At 70.5% G+C, this 14,476-nt stretch carries 12 protein-coding genes, 1 pseudogene and 1 riboswitch; of the genes and pseudogenes, 7 read left to right on the top strand and 6 right to left on the bottom strand.

The window, feature by feature from the left end; translation table 11 throughout:
- Positions 1 to 2: 2 nt before the first annotated feature.
- Positions 3 to 103, top strand: a riboswitch (SAM riboswitch).
- Positions 104 to 115: 12 nt separating this feature from the next.
- The 6 genes from KSED_RS14825 to KSED_RS02330 all read left to right on the top strand — a co-directional run bounded on the left by KSED_RS14825 (position 116) and on the right by KSED_RS02330 (position 5,793).
- The gene (locus tag KSED_RS14825; RefSeq protein WP_012801966.1) at positions 116 to 253 is read left to right on the top strand and encodes a hypothetical protein; all 138 of its coding nucleotides are present in this window, start codon (positions 116 to 118) and stop codon (positions 251 to 253) included.
- Between the two features lie 152 nt (positions 254 to 405).
- Entirely contained in the window at positions 406 to 1,812 is a 1,407-nt protein-coding gene (locus tag KSED_RS02310; RefSeq protein ID WP_012801967.1) for an O-acetylhomoserine aminocarboxypropyltransferase/cysteine synthase family protein, read from the top strand.
- Positions 1,809 to 2,924, top strand: a complete 1,116-nt coding sequence (locus KSED_RS02315; RefSeq protein WP_012801968.1) for a homoserine O-acetyltransferase family protein — start codon at positions 1,809 to 1,811, stop codon at positions 2,922 to 2,924. The genes KSED_RS02310 and KSED_RS02315 overlap by 4 nt, the downstream gene beginning before the upstream one ends.
- 28 nt (positions 2,925 to 2,952) lie before the next feature.
- Positions 2,953 to 4,167, top strand: a complete 1,215-nt coding sequence (locus KSED_RS02320; protein WP_012801969.1) for a cobalamin-independent methionine synthase II family protein — start codon at positions 2,953 to 2,955, stop codon at positions 4,165 to 4,167.
- A 318-nt stretch (positions 4,168 to 4,485) separates the two neighbouring features.
- Positions 4,486 to 5,220, top strand: a complete 735-nt coding sequence (locus KSED_RS02325; protein ID WP_115306793.1) for a 5'-methylthioadenosine/adenosylhomocysteine nucleosidase — start codon at positions 4,486 to 4,488, stop codon at positions 5,218 to 5,220.
- Between the two features lie 108 nt (positions 5,221 to 5,328).
- Positions 5,329 to 5,793 (top strand): hypothetical protein, encoded by a 465-nt coding sequence (locus tag KSED_RS02330; RefSeq protein WP_012801971.1) that lies wholly within the window; start codon positions 5,329 to 5,331, stop codon positions 5,791 to 5,793.
- On the opposite strand, the pseudogene KSED_RS14010 reads toward KSED_RS02330, so the two are convergent.
- The 4 genes and pseudogenes from KSED_RS14010 to KSED_RS02350 all read right to left on the bottom strand — a co-directional run.
- A pseudogene (locus KSED_RS14010) lies at positions 5,724 to 6,026 on the bottom strand (integrase core domain-containing protein); the annotation flags it as partial. The gene KSED_RS02330 and the pseudogene KSED_RS14010 overlap by 70 nt on opposite strands.
- A 302-nt stretch (positions 6,027 to 6,328) precedes the next feature.
- The gene (locus tag KSED_RS02335; protein WP_012801972.1) at positions 6,329 to 6,802 is read right to left on the bottom strand and encodes a helix-turn-helix domain-containing protein; all 474 of its coding nucleotides are present in this window, start codon (positions 6,800 to 6,802) and stop codon (positions 6,329 to 6,331) included.
- An 802-nt stretch (positions 6,803 to 7,604) separates the two neighbouring features.
- Positions 7,605 to 8,519 carry a DMT family transporter gene (locus tag KSED_RS02345; protein ID WP_012801974.1) on the bottom strand — a complete coding sequence of 305 codons (915 nt, stop codon included), beginning with the start codon at positions 8,517 to 8,519 and terminating at the stop codon, positions 7,605 to 7,607.
- Positions 8,516 to 9,457: a cation diffusion facilitator family transporter gene (locus KSED_RS02350; protein WP_012801975.1), complete on the bottom strand. Its 942-nt coding sequence runs from the start codon at positions 9,455 to 9,457 to the stop codon at positions 8,516 to 8,518. The genes KSED_RS02345 and KSED_RS02350 overlap by 4 nt, the downstream gene beginning before the upstream one ends.
- 219 nt (positions 9,458 to 9,676) lie before the next feature.
- Here KSED_RS02350 and KSED_RS02355 point away from each other — a divergent pair, with 219 nt between their 5' ends.
- Entirely contained in the window at positions 9,677 to 10,984 is a 1,308-nt protein-coding gene (locus KSED_RS02355) for an ISL3 family transposase (protein ID WP_012801976.1), read from the top strand.
- Positions 10,985 to 11,356: 372 nt separating this feature from the next.
- On the opposite strand, the gene KSED_RS02360 is transcribed toward KSED_RS02355, so the two are convergent.
- Positions 11,357 to 12,922, bottom strand: coding sequence for a multicopper oxidase family protein (locus KSED_RS02360; RefSeq protein WP_012801978.1), 1,566 nt, complete (start codon positions 12,920 to 12,922; stop codon positions 11,357 to 11,359).
- Positions 12,923 to 13,534: 612 nt separating this feature from the next.
- Positions 13,535 to 14,401 (bottom strand): F510_1955 family glycosylhydrolase, encoded by an 867-nt coding sequence (locus tag KSED_RS02365; RefSeq protein ID WP_012801979.1) that lies wholly within the window; start codon positions 14,399 to 14,401, stop codon positions 13,535 to 13,537.
- Between the last annotated feature and the right edge of the window lie 75 nt (positions 14,402 to 14,476).

Here is a 14,476-nt window from a genome sequence, read left to right on the forward strand (position 1 = left end):
GCACCTCATCCAGAGCGACCGAGAGACGTGGCTCCCTGACGTCGCGGCAACCCTGCGGACCCCCGGGTCCGAGCACGGGTGCCAACGCCACGATCGATGCGAAGGAGATCCGCAGATGCACGACATCCGCACCGATCACACCCTCTGCGTCACGCTGCCGCTGGGCCCCGTGACGCCGCTGCCGGGGTTCCGCCCGGTGGTCCTCTCCCTGGTCTCGGTGCAGCGAATGCGCTGGGCGCAGGGCGCCGCCTGAGCCGCCCCCTGCGCCGAGCCCGCTGAGGCCCGACGACCCCTTTTCGCTGCCTGCCGCCCCGTCGTGGGGCCGGCCGGCGTGCCGCACCCTCCCCGCATCGTCGATGCGGGTGCGAGGGGCACCGCGGCGCACCCCAGACCCAGGAGAAGACCATGACGCACCCCACCGAGCCCACCCCCACCACCGACGCCGACACCACCACCGACACCACCGCTGATGCGGTGAGCACCCCCTCGGCCGCCCCCGACCCCTCCGCGTGGGGCCTGGCGACGCGGTCGATCCACGCCGGCCAGGTGCCGGACTCGGACTCGGGCTCGCGCGCCCTGCCCATCCACCAGACCACCAGCTACGTCTTCGCGGACGCAGACCAGGCCGCCAACCGGTTCGCGCTCGCCGAGCTCGGCCCCATCTACACGCGCCTGACCAACCCCACCACCGAGGCCGTGGAGAACCGCCTCGCCGCCCTCGACGGGGGAGTCGGCGCCCTGCTGCTGTCGTCCGGCCAGTCGGCCACCACGTTCTCGCTGCTCAACCTCTGCCGTGCCGGCGACCACGTGGTGGCGTCCGCCCACCTCTACGGGGGCACGCAGAACCTGCTGGCGGTCACGCTGGAGAAGCTCGGCATCCACACCACCTTCGTGGACGAGCCCAACGACCCCGCCGCTTGGCGGGAGGCCACGCGGGGGAACACCAAGGCCTGGTTCGCCGAGACCATCGCCAACCCGTCGGGCCTGGTGCTGGACATCCGGCCCGTCGCCGACGCCGCCCACGAGGCGGGCGTGCCGCTGATCGTGGACAACACCGTGGCCACCCCGGCCCTGCTGCGGCCGCTCGAGCACGGCGCGGACGTGGTGGTCTACTCGGCCACCAAGTTCCTCGGCGGGCACGGCACCGCGATCGCCGGGGCGATCGTGGACGGCGGCACCTTCGACTACGGCGCCCAGCCGGAGCGGTTCCCCAACTTCACCGAGCCCGACCCCTCCTACAACGGCCTGGTCTTCGCCCGCGACCTCGGGGCCGACGGTGCCTTTGGGGTGAACCTCTCCTACGTCCTGCGGGCGCGCGTGTGCCTGCTGCGGGACCTCGGCTCCGCGCCGGCCCCGTTCAATGCCTGGCTGATCGCGCAGGGCCTGGAGACGCTCACCCTGCGGCTGCAGAAGCATGTGGCCAACGCCCACGAGGTGGCCAGCTGGCTCGACGCCCGGCCCGAGGTCACCCGCGTGCAGTGGGCCGGCCTGCCCGGTCACCCCAGCCACGAGGTCGCCCAGCGCTACCTGCCGGATGGCCCGGGGTCGGTCCTCTCCTTCGAGCTCGCGGGCGGGGCCGATGCGGGGCGCGCCTTCGTCTCGGCGTTGAAGCTCTTCAGCCACGTGGCGAACATCGGCGACGTGCGCTCGCTGGTGATCCACCCCGCCAGCACCACCCACGCCCAGCTGTCCGATGCGGAGCGCCTCGCCGCCGGGGTGACCCCCGGGCTGGTCCGCCTGAGTGTCGGCATCGAGGACAGCGCCGACCTGCTGGCGGACCTCGAGCGCGGCCTCGCGGCGGTGGCGCGGTGACCGCGGTGCTCAGCCCGGTGCGCCCCGGCGCCGCGCGCACCGCGGAACCGGCCCCGCTGGTCGGCGCCGGGGGCTGTCCGGCGCCGCGGCACGACCTGCTGCGGCTCGGTCGGCTGGTCTGCGAGGGCGGGGGAGCCGTCCCCTACCTGCAGGTCAGCGTCCGCCGCTGGGGTGCCCCACCGCGCGCCGACGGCTCGAACGTGGTGCTGCTGCTCCACGCCCTGACCGGTGACTCCCACGTGGCCGGGCCGGGCGGCCCGGCGCACAGTCCCACGGGCTGGTGGCCGGGCGTCCTCGGGGTGGGGGCGCCGGTGGACACCGAGCGCTTCCACGTCATCGCCCCCGACGTCCTCGGTGGGTGCAGCGGCACCAGCGGCCCGGCGGGTGCGTCGGTGCCGAACGCGCTGGGCGGCGCCGACTTCCCCGAGGTGACGGTGCGCGACCAGGTCGCCGCGGAGGTGCGCGCCGTGCAGGCCCTGGGCATCCGTCGGGTGGCGCACGTCATCGGTGCCTCGGCCGGTGGGATGCGGGCCTTGGAGTGGGCGGCGCAGACCGCCGTGCCGGTGGACCACGCCGTCGTCGTGGCCGCACCGGCCGCCTCCTCGGCCGACCTGCGGGCCGGTCTGGCGGTCCAGCGCGCGGCCGTCACCGCCGACCCGGCCTGGCAGGGCGGGCACTACGCCCCCCAGTCCGGCCCTACTGCCGGCCTGGCGCTGGCCCGCCAGCTGGCCGTGCTCACCTACCGCAGCGCGGACGGTCTGGAGCAGCGCTTCGGGCCCGATGCGGGGCGCCTCACAGCGTGGCTCGAGCACCACGGCCGCTCCTTCGTCGAGCGCTTCGACGCGGTGTCCTACCTGCGCCTCATCGGGGCGATGGCCACGCACGACCTCGGCCGCGGGCGGGGCGGTGTGCAGCGCGCGCTGCGGCACCTGCCCGCCCGTGTCACCGCCGTGGCGGTCTCCTCGGACCGCTTCACCACCCCCGACGAGGTGCGCGCCCTGGCCCGCGGGACCGGCGGCCGGTACGCCGTCATCGAGTCCGTCCACGGCCACGACGGCTTCCTCATCGAGACCGAGCAGACCGCCACGGTGCTGCGCTCGGTCCTCGCCTGACCCCCTCACCACACCCCAGGAGCTCCCCATGACCCCCGTCCTCACCAGCCACGCCGGCTCCCTGCCCCGCCCGGACTCCCTGCGGGAGGCCAACGCACGCCGTGCCGCCGGCGAGATCGACGCCGCAGCGTTCGACGAGCAGCTGAGCACCGCCGTGCAGCAGGTCGTCGCCCGCCAGCGCGACCTCGGCCTCGACATCGTGAACGACGGCGAGTACGGCCACGCCATGACCGCCTCCCAGGACTTCGGCGCCTGGTGGACCTACTCGTTCGACCGCACCAGCGGCCTGGAGCTGGTGGAGCCCACGCAGTCGCCGCAGGAGCTCGAGGCGCAGGAGGAGCGGCTCGGCAACACCCCGGCCGACCCGGCCGACGGTGTGCGCCTGACGACCTTCGGCCGCCGCCGCGACTGGCTGCGCTTCCGTGACGTGTACGGCGACCCGACGAGCGGCACCGGCATCGACGCCCGCCGCCCGCTGCCCCTGCCCACGGCGACCGGCACCATCGGGTACGCCGGGCAGGATGCGGTCGCCCGGGACACGCGCGCCCTCACCGCGGCGCTGGCCGCCACCGGCGGTGGGCGCGGGTACCTGTGCGCCCTCTCGCCCGGGTCCGCGGCCCGCATCGGCAACGCGCACTACACCAGCGAGACCGAGTGGCTCCACGCCTGGGCCGGGGTGCTGCGCCAGGAGTATGCCGCCATCCTCGATGCGGGGCTCGAGCTGCAGATCGACGACCCCTCCCTGGCCGAGAGCTGGGACCAGGTGAACCCCGAGCCGTCGGTGGCCGACTACCAGCGGTTCGTGGCCCGCCGCATCGAGGCCCTCAACCTGGCGCTGGAGGGTCTGGACACCTCCCGGGTGCGGCTGCACCTGTGCTGGGGCTCGTGGCACGGCCCGCACACGACGGACGTCCCGCTGGCGGACATCCTCGGGGAGGTCCTGCAGGCGAACGTGGGTGGTCTGTCGCTCGAGGCCGGCAACGTGCGCCACGAGCACGAGTGGACCGTCTGGCGCGATGTCGAGGTGCCCGCGGGGCTCACGCTGCTGCCCGGGGTGGTCTCGCACGCGACGAACGTGGTGGAGCACCCGGACCTGGTGGCCCAGCGCATCGGACGCTTCGCCGAGGCCGTCGGCAGCGACCGCGTGATCGCCTCGAGCGACTGCGGTTTCGGCGGTCGCGTCCACCCCGACATCGCTTGGGCGAAGCTCGAGTCGTTGGTGGCGGGCGCCCAGCGCGCCTGAGTGCCCGGGCCGGCTGGACCGGCCAGCCTGGCTCCGCGCCGGCCAGCCGGTCCGGCCCAGCAGCCCGGCTAGCCCGGTCCGGCCACCCGCGGCGCCGTCCCTGTGAGGCGCGTGTGAGGCCCGCCCCCCAGCCTGTGCGCCGGTCGTGAGTCCGCTGCGAGTGACGTGAGAGACCGGTGCGGCAGTGTGCTCAGTGGTTGCCCAACTCCTTCGCGAGGGCGCCGGGAGCGGCTGCAGGAGGGGGCGGCAGGGCCACAGCGGGCCTGCCGCAGGGATGCTCCCGGCGCACGCTGCGGGCCCTGTGCGATGCTGCCGGGCATGTCGCATGCACCGGGAGTGGAGGGGCGCCGCGGGCCCCGGGGAGTTCTGGGCCTGATGGGGGCCATCGAGGCCGAGGTGGTCTCGCTCCGGGCGGCGCTGGCCGATCCCCGCCCCGAGACCGTGCTGGGCCAGGAGGTCACCACGGGGCAGCTCGAGGGGGTGGACGTGGCCGTCCTGCGCAGCGGCGTGGGCAAGGTGAACGCCGCCCTGGGGGCGGTTGCGCTGCGCACGGTGGGGGCCGACCGCATCGTGTTCACCGGGGTTGCTGGGGGGCTGGCGCCCGAGGTGGGCGTGGGTGACCTCGTGGTGGCCAATGACGTGGTGCAGCACGACGTCGACGTCACCGCGCTGGGTCGTGCCCCGGGGGAGCTGCTCGGCGAGCCGGCTGTCTGGCGGTCCGATGACCGGCTGCGGGCGGCGTGCGAGCACGCGGCGCGGGAGGTGTCCGGCGGGGCCGGGGTGCACACCGGCCGTATCGCCTCGGGGGACCAGTTCATCGCCTCGGTGGCGCAGCGCGTCCGCATCGTCGAGCAGTTCGGTGCCCTCGCGGCCGAGATGGAGGGCGCGGCCATGGCCCAGGCGTGCGCCCGGATGGGGGTGCCCTGGGCGGTGGTGCGCAGCATCAGCGACAGCGCCGACGCCGGGGCGGTGGCGGACTTCCCGGCCTTCCTGGGCATGGCCGCCGAGCGCGGGGTCGCGCTCGCCCGTGAGCTCGTGCGGGGTGGGGCGTGAACGGGCGGGTGCCCGGGGCAGGAGGTGCTCCCGTGATCGAGATGTGGGCACCGAACGGGCAGCTGCTGCGCCCCGACGGCCGGGGCCCCGTCCGCCGCAAGCAGGGGGGTGGGCACGGGTGACGGCCGGCTGGAGCAGATGGGCCGCCTCGAGGCGATGCTGCTGCTGGTCATCGTGGGCGGGGTCCTGCTCCCGACGCCGTGGATCTCCCGCCTGCTCACCCACGCGCGGACGATGCCGTGGGTCAACCTGCCCCACAAGGAGTTCTGGGTGCGCACCCCGCGCCGCCTGGCCCGGGCCGAGCGGTTGACCTGGGAGGTGCTCGCCGTGCTGACCCTGTGGGCGGGCACCCTGACGGCCGTCCCCCTCATCGGCACCGCATGGGCTGCCCAGGGCGGCGCGCTGCCGCCGGAGTGGGTGGTCCCCGCGGCGCTGGGGGCCGACCTCGTCCTGGTGCCCGTGCTGCTGGTGTGGATTGAAGCGCCCTGGGTTTCGTTCCGAGGTCAGGACGCAACGGGCGCTACGTCTCGGGAGGGAGTGTACGCAGCTTCGACCTCGGCGGGGGTGCGGTAGCCGAGGGCTTCGTGCAGACGCTGCGTGTTCCACCAGTGCACCCATCCCATCGTGGCCAGCTCGACAGCCTCGACGGACTCCCAGAGCCGCTTGGCGTGGATGAGTTCGGCCTTGTAGAGCCCGTTCACGGTCTCGGCCAGGGCGTTGTCATAGGAGTCGCCCACGGTGCCCACCGAAGCACTCACCCCAGCCGTGATCAGCGCGTCTGAGTACGCCAGGCTGACGTACTGGGCGAGTTCAACCTGTCGATGCAACACCGGGTTGTTGAAGGGAGCGTAGTTGCTCGTCGAAGACCTCGGCGGGGGTCTTCCACCCGAGGACCTTGCGGGGGCGGTTGTTGAGGGTGTACGCGACGGTCGGCTGCACCCGCCGGAAGGTTGGGGATCATGCTGAGGTTGCGGCGAAGTTCCTCGACGACGTCCGGGGACCATTGCGGACTGAAGGCGTCCTCCTCAGCGATCCGGAGCAGGGTGTCGTTGAGGTTTGCTCCATAGAGGACGCAGGTGTCGAGGAAGGCTGGGAACGCCATCTGGTGTCAGCGAGTGCGCCGGGGCGGACCGTCGGTGGCTTCGTAGAGTCCATCGCGTTCGCTTTCGAGGGCCATGCGTTCGAGCGCTTCGCGTCGCTGGTTCCTCTGGTGCTGTTGGTAGTCGACGAGGTCTGCCAGCCGAACGAACCGGTGACGCCCTGGCTTCTCCATGGGGATCTCGCCTCTTTCGAGCATGCGGACGAGGGTAGGTCGCGAGATGCCGAGAAAGTCGGCCGCCTCCTGGGTGGTCAGGCGGGCGTTCTTCGGCGCGACGGTGACCCCCATGCCCTTGTCGAGGGCTTCTGCGACCTGCCGGAGCACGTCGTACATCGCTTCGGGCAGCAGGAGGCGCTCGCCATTAGCGCCAACGAGTTCTGGTCGTTGTGTACTGCCCTCGCCCAGGATGGCCTTCAGGGCCGGATCGACCGCCCCCTCGGGCACGTAGGTTCGGACGTCGGGGCCAGCTGCTGTCTTGGTCATGTCGTCGCCGTCCTCTCATCCACAAGGATACTCAAACGAACAAAACGAACAACCACCACGGTGGGGGCGTCGCAAAGATCTGGGGCCGGCCGGAGTGGGGCCACCGACCCGATAACTAGCCCTCCTCCGCGTCGCGGACCAGGGTCAGGGGTGGCCGGAGGCCATCGCGTAGCGACGCGTAGCGCCCTTGATGCTGGTGCGCGGCGTGGAGACTCTCTAACCGCGGGTCGGTGGCCTCGCGGTAAGCAGGATGGCGCCCGATGTAGTTCGGGCAGTCGCGTACCAGGCAAGGGCCGAAGGTCTCGTCGGCTTCCAGGTGTGCGGTGTCCACCGGGTCATCGTGCCTGAGACGAGCTGATCGGAACAGGCCAGCGGGGCATCCGTCCAGACGGGCGGGTGCCTCGTTGTTGTGCCCGGAGTGCGGAGCGGGCGGGGGTGTGCGGAGCGAGCGAAGCGAGCGCAGCGCGGGGGTCCCCGCGGAGCGGAGCACGACGGGCACTCGCGCCGAAGGCGCGCTTGAACCAGTAAGGAAAGTCCTCACGCGGGTACTTGGCATATGCTCCGTTTGCCGAACATCACACCGAACAGCACAGTGCGGCCACAAAGTCGCTCGGCCTAGAGGTCGGGCCCGCAAGAGTGGCGGCGCACATGCGGACCAACCGCCTATATGGACAACGCGCTGTGTCGGGCCGGGCCCCGGTTGCGACACCTGCGGGGGCATGGGTCTGCTCATCGATGGTCGCTAAATGCAACTCACCCGGCGACGTCCACTGGAATCTGCCCCCTTTATTGCCTGCGGCGATTAGACGCATTGGCATGGGTGCACGGCTTGGTTCTCTCGGCCCCGCGACATCTCGCGGGACAGCCAGAAGCCGGCGGCGAGCAGCAAGGCGCCACCATAGATGATGCCTCGTCCGGGCACCTCTGCGAAGATCAGATATCCGAATATGGAGGCTATAACCGGCGAGACGATGATGTCGACCAGGGCATAGACATTGGCATCGATCGACTTCAAGACGATGGAGATGCCGAAGTAGGCGAAACCTGTGGAGACGATGCCCAGGCCCGCGGCCCAGAGCATCACCGGCAGTTCCACGCCGAGTGCCGGATGCGCGATCGTCGTCGCCACTTGGCCGGGGCCGACGATCAGGAGGAACGGCGAAAGCGAAAGTGCGGCGACCAGCAGTGACCAGGCGATGTCGTTCCCGGTCTCGGTTTTACCCTCGTAGCGCATGTAGGTGACCATCGCGGCGTAGATCGCCCCGGTGGCCAGCGCCACGAAATTTCCCAGCATATGGCCGCCACCGAGCGGGTTGGCCAGCGCAATGCCGACCAGGGCGATAGCGAATATCAGGATGTAGCTTTTTCGCGCCTTCTCGCCGAGGAAAATCGCCGAAAAGATGAACACAAAGAACGGCGCGATGCTCCAGAAGATCACCGCGTTGGCGATAGGTACAAGCGACATCGCGAAATTGAATGCGCTGCCCTGGGCCGCGATCAGCACGCCGATGATAGCGGTGTCCTTGACGTTGCCCGCGGGAAAGCGGGGCCATTGCCGAGTTGCCAGGGCTCGCGCTATGAACAGGAAAGTCGCTGCGAAGGCCATGGCATAGAAGGTCAGCGTCTGGATTGGGATCCGCCCGTCGGTGAGCTTGACGAACACACCGATGGTCGCCTCGGAGAACGTGATCAAGGCAAGCAGAAGGAGGGTTCTCACGCCTGTCCCTTCTTGCGCGTCTCACGCATGACATCGATCGCTTCGGCGTCGGACTCGTCGAGGTAGGCGGCCTCCACCTGCAGTGTGGCGAAGAAGAAGCCGTACTGATCCTTGAGCATGCTGGAGGCGGCTTGGAGCACAGCCTGTGGATCGGCCCCGTCGGCGATGCGCAGGTGACCGGAGAACACGTAACGTCCACTGGTCAGTGCCCAAGCGTGCACGTGATGGGCGCCTTCAACGCCGTCGAGCGCTTCCAGTGCTTCGGTCACCTCACCCAGGCGAATCTCAGCGGGCGTGCCCTCCATCAGCAAATGGGTGGCGTCGCGCAGGATGCCCCAACTTGCCCATATCAGGACGAAGCCGAAGGCCATTCCGAGCAGCGGATCGATCAGCAAGAACCCGGTGAAGCGGATCACCAGCGCGGTGACGATGATGAGCAGGCTGCCGACGAAAGTCTGAAGAATGTGCCACAGCGCGCCTCTGACGTTCAGGTCGCTGCGGCTTTGCTTCCAGATCAATCCCAACGAGATGAACTCGGTGAGCAAGCCACCGGCCGCCGCCCACAGCATGGGTGTAGTGGGCAAGTCAACGGGGTCGGTCATGCGCATGCCGGCCATCACAATCACGACCAGCGCCATGCCCAGCAAGAAGCCGCCGTTGACCAGGGCGCCCACGACCTCGGCGCGATACCAACCGAAGCTGCGGTCCTTATCGGCCGGGCGGCGGGCCAGTCGGGCGGCGATGATGGCCACCAGCACGCCACCCACCGCCGAGAAGGTGTGGAAGGCGTCCGAAATCACCGCCACCGATCCCGTCCACAGGCCGATGCCCAACTCGATGACGAAGTAGATCCCCGTCAGCCACGCCGAAATCGCCAGGGCGGCGCCGCTGGAGGGCAGGTGCCCCGCGTGGCTGCGACCGCCGTTACCGTGAGCCATCGTCTTCCTTCTTCCGTTTCGTCATCTGCTGCGCGATCGGACCACTGCGATTCCCATCACGCCATCTGGTTGGGTGCCGATTGGTTAAGGTCGCGGCATCTTCCAATCGGGCTCTTCACAGATGACGGTGTAGAGGGCGCTGGCGCGTCGGTCCCGGGGTAGGCGTCGAGGTCTTCCGAAGATGGGGGTTCCTACGCCACCCACCGGGAAGACCTCGACGTGCCCGACGCTACCTTCACGCGCCCCGACCTGACTACCTTCGCCGGCCTGGACGACCTCGGCCTGGAGGTCACCGGCCAACGGCTCGAACCTGATCGTGCGGTGCTCGCCTGCCGAGTCGTCGAGCCGGGCGACTGGTGCCGCCGGTGTGGCTGCCAGGGCGTTGCGCGGGACACCGTGACCAGGGAACTGGCGCACGAGCCGTTTGGATGGCGCCCGACCACGCTGCTGCTCACCGTGCGCCGGTACCGGTGCCCCGAGTGCGGCCACGTATGGCGTCAGGACACCACCGCCGCTGCCGAGCCGCGGGCGAAGATCTCCCGCGCCGGCCTGCGGTGGGGCCTGGTCGCGATCGTGATCGGGCACCTGTCGATGGCCCGCGTCGCCGAGGGGCTCGCGGTCTCGTGGAACACCGCCAACGACGCCGTCCTGGCCGAAGGTCAACGGCTGCTGATCGACCGCCCGTCCCGCTTGGACGGGGTGAACGCGGTCGGGGTCGACGAGCACGTGTGGCGGCACACCAGGAAGGGCGACAAGTACGTCACCGTCATCATCGACCTCACCCCGGTCCGGGACGGTACCGGGCCCTCCCGCCTGCTGGACGTGGTCGAGGGCCGCAGCAAGAAGGCGTTCAAGGACTGGCTCGCGCAGCGGGACCAGGCCTGGCGCGACGGGATCGAGGTCGTCGCCATGGACGGGTTCGCCGGGTTCAAGACCGCCACCACCGAGGAACTGCCGGGCGCGGTCACTGTCATGGACCCGTTCCACGTCATCCGGTTGGCTGGCGACGCCCTGGATGAGTGCCGCCGCCGCGTTCAGCAGGAGTTGCACGGGCACCGCGGCCGCAAGGACGACCCGCTCTACTCGGCGCGCCGGACCCTGCACACCGGCGCCGACCTGCTCACCGACCGTCAACACGAGCGCCTCGACAAGCTGTTCACCGGGGACCGGCACGTCCAGGTCGAGTGCACCTGGGGCATCTACCAGCGCATGATCTCCGCCTACCGAGACCCCAACCGGGTCACCGGCCGCGTCGAGATGAGCTCGGTGATCGATGCCCTCGCCGACGGGGTGCCCCGACCGCTGGTCGAGCTGCGCAAGCTCGGCCGCACCCTGGCCAGACGCGTCTGCGATGTCCTGGCCTACTTCGAGCGACCCCGCACCAGCAACGGACCTACCGAGGCCGTGAATGGACGACTTGAGCATCTTCGCGGGCTGGCCCTCGGGTTCCGCAACCTCACCCACTACATCGCCCGAGCACTCCTCGAAGCTGGCGGATTCAGGCCCCGACTACACCCTCGTTTGTGAAGAGCCTCCAATCGGCTGTCGCTCGAGCCGTGACCAGTCAATGTCCGCGCCATCTGGCAGTGGCAGAGTAGCAAGGCCCTACCCCCGGATCTTGGACACGGGGTGTGATTACGCTGCGTTTGGCAGCGTAGCGGCCCGGTGGGCCTCGTAGGTGGACGGGGGGATGGCCAGCAGCAGGGCGCCGGATTGGACCGTCTGAGCGAAGTACTCGCCCATTTATTTCCTCCTACGGGTCAGGACGGGGGTGCCGGGCCAGAGGTCTCGGGCGGGCTGGGCACGGTGGGTGGGGGTGAGCGATAAAGGCATGTTCTTTCCTGGGCGGCCACCGTGCGATCCCCCCGTGGATGGAGGGGTGTGGGCCGGGCGGGAGGGTCAGTGGATGTAGGAGAAGACGCCCATCATCCCGGCCTCGGCGTGGTAGGCGTTGTGGCAGTGGGTTAGCCACTGGCCCGGGTTGTCCGCCTCGAAGTCGAAGACGATGGTTTGCCGGGGTTTGATGATGACCGTGTCCTTGCGGGCGCCATGGTCGGCCAGCTGGAAGGTGTGGCCGTGCAGGTGCATGGGGTGCCACATGTCGGTGTCGTTGGTCATCGTGACCCGCACGCGTTCGTCCAACCGGAGTTCGAAGGCGCCCTCGAAGGGGTTGGCCGGGTCGAAGCGTCGCCCGTTGATGCCCCAGTCGTACTCCATCATCGATCCGGTGAGGCGTACCTCGTGGGTCCTGGTCGGGTCCTTGGGTGGGAGCAGGACGGATTCGTGTGCCTTCAGTCGGCTGCCATCGAGCACGGTTCCGCCCAGGGTCTGCGGGAGCCGACCGGAGAGCGTGGTCTTTGGACCGGCTGCGATGATGCCGTAGGCGTGGCCGGTCTTGCCCTCGGGCAGGGCCAGTACGGGCACCGCCTGGTCGCCGAGGGTGATCAGCACGTCCAGGCGTTCGCCCATCCCCAGAACGACGGCATCGGCCTGGCGGGGCTGGACCGGGAACCCGTCGGTGTGGGTGATGGTCAGTTCCTGGCCGGGGATCCCGACCCGGTAGGCGGTGTCTCCGGCCGCGTTGATCAAGCGCAGGCGGATCCGGTTGCCCGGGGTGCTGGAGAAGGTGTCCGGGTCGGATGGGGGGCGGCCGTTGAACAGGTGCACGGGGATCTTCACGTCGCCGGCGTCCCCGCCCAGATAGTCGCTCTCAGCACCCGTGAGCATGTGCTTCATGGGCATGCCCGGGGAGCTGTCCTGGCTCATGGACCCGTGGTCCATGCCCGCCATGCCGGCCATGCCCTCCATGTCGCCGGACATGTCCATCCCGGCGGAGAGTTCCTCGACGACGTCCTGCGGTGTTCCGGTGATCCCGTCGAGCCAGTCGTCCAGGATCACGACCCATTCCTGGTCGTAGCTGAGGGGCTCGTTGGGGTCCTCGACGATCAGGGCCCCGTACAGGGCGCGTTCGCGCTGGGTGTCGAAGTGGGAGTGGTACCAGTACGTGCCCGGATGGGACAGCCGGAAGCCGTACGTATAGCGTCCTCCGGCGGCGATGGGGTCCTGGGTCACCCCCTGGACTCCGTCGGCGTCGTTGCGCAGGGCCAGCCCGTGCCAGTGCACGCTCGTGTCCTCGGGCAGGTCGTTGGCGACGCTGACCTTGAGCAGGTCCCCGGTCTGGGCGCGCAGCAGCGGCCCGTTGAGGCCGTCGTTGTATCCCCAGGTGGTCAGGCCCCGACCCTGGAGGGAGGTCTCGAGGGGTGCGGCGGAGAGCCGGTGGGTGACGGTGGTGCCCGAGGCGGCGCGTCGTTTCTCGTACTCGGCGACCAGCGGGTCGGTGGGCAGGATGCGCCCTGACGGTTGGGGGCTGGTGGCGGGATCGGCGCAGGCGGCCAGCCCGGCCAGCGCCAGGGACCCGACGGAGGCGCCCAGGAAGGTGCGGCGGGTGGTCAGTGAGGAGGTCATCGGTTCTTCTTTCCGTCATCCGGCCCCGTGTCGCAGGCGGGTGCAACGGGGCCGGGCATGGCTGATCAGTTGCTGGGTGAGGCCGGTGGCGTACCGGGGCTGCGTGCCGCTGTCACCCGGAGGTATTGGCGGACCCTGCGCTCACCGGTGGGGCGCGGCCGGGGGGGGTAGGTGCGGCTGATGGCCAGTTGAGCCAGTGAAGGGTCCACGGGGGCCGGAAATGGGCAACCCAAGGCAGGGGTGGTGCGGTCAGTCCCCCACCGGGGCTAGGCAGGAGAGCCCGGGAGGCCAAGTGGGACACGACAGGTGCCTTGGTCAGGGCCGAGGCGCAGGTATCGTCCACGGCCTCCAGGGCACAGACCGGCAGCCCGGGGTCGGCTGCCTCATCCCCGGCAGGCTCGGCCGGGAGCACGACCTCGGGCACCATGCCGGCCGGACCGATGGCCCCCGGCCCGAGGTGATGAACAGTTGTGGCGGCGGCCGTACCGGTGGCGGCCCAAGCCGCGCTGGTGCCCGTACCAGCGTGCATCCCGAGCAGGCCCAGGATCAACACGAGGGTGCCCAGAACGGTTCGAAGGGCGGGCCAGCCGGACAGGGGGCGGCGGGAGGAGGTCACAGCAGCGATTCGGTGGTGTTCCCGCCGTCCGTGGTGGACAGCACGGTCGAGCCGACGACCAGCAGTGCTTCGGTCTGCCCGTCGTCGGTGATGCCCGTTCCCAGGGCGGTGGCCGTGCCGACCGGGCGGTCGCTGGCGGTCCAGGTGTCGCCGGCGTCGGTGCTGGTCAGCAGGTGTCCCTCGATGCCGGCGCCCACGGCGGTGGTGTCATCGGCCCAGGCGACCAGGTGCATCAGCTGGGGGGTGTCCAGGGTGGTCCAGGTCGCGCCGTGGTCGGTCGAGCGCAACATGCCGGTTTCGGTGGTGGCCAGCACGGTCCCGGTTTGGGGGGAGATCGCCAGCGATGCCGGGGCGACGGGGATCTCAAGGCTCTGCCAGGTGAGGCCGTCGGTGCTGGCGCGCAGTTGCCCATCGAAGCCGAGGACCCCGTTCGGGCCGGCGGCCAGGGCGTGGAAATCGGATGCGCCGCCGCGGGAGAGCACCGTCCAGCTCTGGCCCCGGTCGGTGGACTCGGCCAGGCCCAGCGGCTCGGGCAGGTCGGTGCCCGGCGCGGGGTGACCCGAGGCCAGGTAGCGGCCCTCGGGAGTCAGGGTGAAACCCATGAAGTCCACGACCGGACCGACCTGGGTCAGCTCCCCGTCCTGGAGCCGGAACAGGCCCTGGTGGGTGGCCAGCAGCACCTCACCGGACTCGGGGTCCCGGGTGAGGGCATGGACGTGGGTGATGGCCGTGCCGGTGCCCTGCGTGCCGGTGCCGGCCGCCGGGGATGTCGCGGGGTTCGGCGCGGCGCAGGCGGTGAGGGTGCCAGCGCCGAGCAGGGTCAGCCCGCCGGCGATCAGGGTTCTGCGGGTCAGGGGGGTCATGGAGCCTTTCCGCCCCGGGCCAAAAGGCGGGGCTTCTACCATTGTCGGCCGGTGACGCGCCGGGATGGGGCGGTT

Origin of the sequence: Kytococcus sedentarius DSM 20547, assembly GCF_000023925.1 — a bacterium.
Classification (GTDB): domain Bacteria; phylum Actinomycetota; class Actinomycetes; order Actinomycetales; family Dermatophilaceae; genus Kytococcus; species Kytococcus sedentarius.

Coding starts and splice junctions, on each gene's coding strand:
- KSED_RS14825 (WP_012801966.1), top strand. CDS start 116: ATGCACGACATCCGCACCGATCACACCCTCTGCGTCACGCTGCCGCTG.
- KSED_RS02310 (WP_012801967.1), top strand. CDS start 406: ATGACGCACCCCACCGAGCCCACCCCCACCACCGACGCCGACACCACC.
- KSED_RS02320 (WP_012801969.1), top strand. CDS start 2,953: ATGACCCCCGTCCTCACCAGCCACGCCGGCTCCCTGCCCCGCCCGGAC.
- KSED_RS02325 (WP_115306793.1), top strand. CDS start 4,486: ATGTCGCATGCACCGGGAGTGGAGGGGCGCCGCGGGCCCCGGGGAGTT.
- KSED_RS02335 (WP_012801972.1), bottom strand. CDS start 6,802: ATGACCAAGACAGCAGCTGGCCCCGACGTCCGAACCTACGTGCCCGAG.
- KSED_RS02350 (WP_012801975.1), bottom strand. CDS start 9,457: ATGGCTCACGGTAACGGCGGTCGCAGCCACGCGGGGCACCTGCCCTCC.
- KSED_RS02360 (WP_012801978.1), bottom strand. CDS start 12,922: ATGACCTCCTCACTGACCACCCGCCGCACCTTCCTGGGCGCCTCCGTC.
- KSED_RS02365 (WP_012801979.1), bottom strand. CDS start 14,401: ATGACCCCCCTGACCCGCAGAACCCTGATCGCCGGCGGGCTGACCCTG.